We start from the raw sequence: 1482 nt of genomic DNA, 5'->3' as shown, positions 1-1482 counted from the left end.
AAAAGGCTCCATAAGATCCATAGGGGATTTACCCACTACAAATATTATAGAGCCCCAAAAGTTAGACAGAAAAAATCTAACTTTTGGGGTGTTTTATTATGAAATTAACTTATGAAGATAAAGTTCAAATATATGAATTGAGAAAGCAAGGTCAAAGCTTCAATCAACTTTCAAAAAGATTTGGTGTGGATGTTTCTGGTCTAAAGTACATGGTGAAATTAATTGAACGTTACGGAATAGAAATCGTCAAAAAGGGGAAGAATCGTTACTATTCCCCTGAATTAAAGCAAGAAATGATTGATAAAGTCCTACTTGAAAGTCGTTCACGAATAAGTGTGGCTTTAGACTATGATTTACCCAATCCTTCGCTGTTGAAAAATTGGATAGCACAATACAAGAAAAACGGGTATACTATTGTTGAGAAAACAAGAGGGAGAGTACCTAAAATGGGACGTAAACGTAAGAAAACTTGGGAAGAAATGACAGAACTAGAGCGACTCCAAGAGGAGAATGAACGCTTACGTACCGAGGTGGCTTACCTAAAAAAGTTAAAAGAGCTAGAAGACAGGGACGAAGCCTTAAAGCGAGAAAGGCAGAGACAATTAGAGAAATGGCTTCAGGAGGATTTCGACTAGATTTACTTCTTGAAACAGCTCATTTAGCTCGCTCGACTTATTACTACCAGTTGAAGCAACTGGAGGGACTTGACAAAGATAAAGAGTTTAAAGACGAAATTCAGTGGATTTATAATGAACATAAAGGCAATTATGGTTATCGACGAATGACTCTTGAACTAAAGAATCGAGGTTATTCGGTCAATCATAAGAAGGTCCAACGTCTGATGAAGGTCCTTGGTTTAAGCGCTCGAATTCGTCGGAAACGAAAGTATTCTTCTTACCAAGGAGAGATTGGCAAGAAAGCGGACAATCTTATTCAACGTCAATTTGAAGCAACCAAACCAATGGAAAAGTGCTATACGGATGTAACAGAGTTTGCCATTCCAAAGAGTACGCAGAAATTGTATTTATCGCCTGTTTTAGATGGCTTTAACAGCGAAATTATTGCTTTTAATCTTTCTTGTTCTCCTAATTTAGAACAAGTAAAAACGATGTTGGAACAGGCCTTCACAGAGAAACACTACGAGAATACGATTCTCCATAGTGACCAAGGTTGGCAATACCAACACGATTCTTATCATCGGTTCCTAGAGAGTAAGGGAATTCAAGCCTCTATGTCACGTAAGGGAAATAGTCCAGATAACGGCATGATGGAATCCTTCTTTGGTATTCTTAAGTCTGAGATGTTTTATGGTTATGAGAAGTCGTTTAAATCACTTGAGCAATTGGAACAAGCCATTGTAGACTATATTGATTACTACAACAATAAACGAATTAAGGTAAAACTAAAGGCTCTATAATATTTGTAGTGGGTAAATCCCCTATAGATATTATGGAGCCTATTTTTGTGTAGAAAAAAAGTCCC

General features: G+C 37.0%; 1 protein-coding gene. It reads left to right on the top strand.

Going from position 1 to position 1482, the window contains the following annotated elements; translation table 11 throughout:
• Positions 1 to 98 precede the first annotated feature (98 nt).
• Positions 99 to 1417 (top strand): IS3 family transposase gene (locus QP439_RS08870; protein ID WP_502961735.1). Its coding sequence is split into 2 segments (ribosomal slippage): positions 99 to 540 and positions 540 to 1417, totalling 1320 coding nucleotides; the frame shifts between segments, so codons are not numbered across the junction.
• The last annotated feature ends 65 nt before the right edge of the window (positions 1418 to 1482 follow it).

Source organism: Streptococcus sp. UMB1203 (genome assembly GCF_030217725.1).
Lineage (GTDB): Bacteria > Bacillota > Bacilli > Lactobacillales > Streptococcaceae > Streptococcus.
This window is presented reverse-complemented; position numbering and strand designations above follow the sequence as displayed.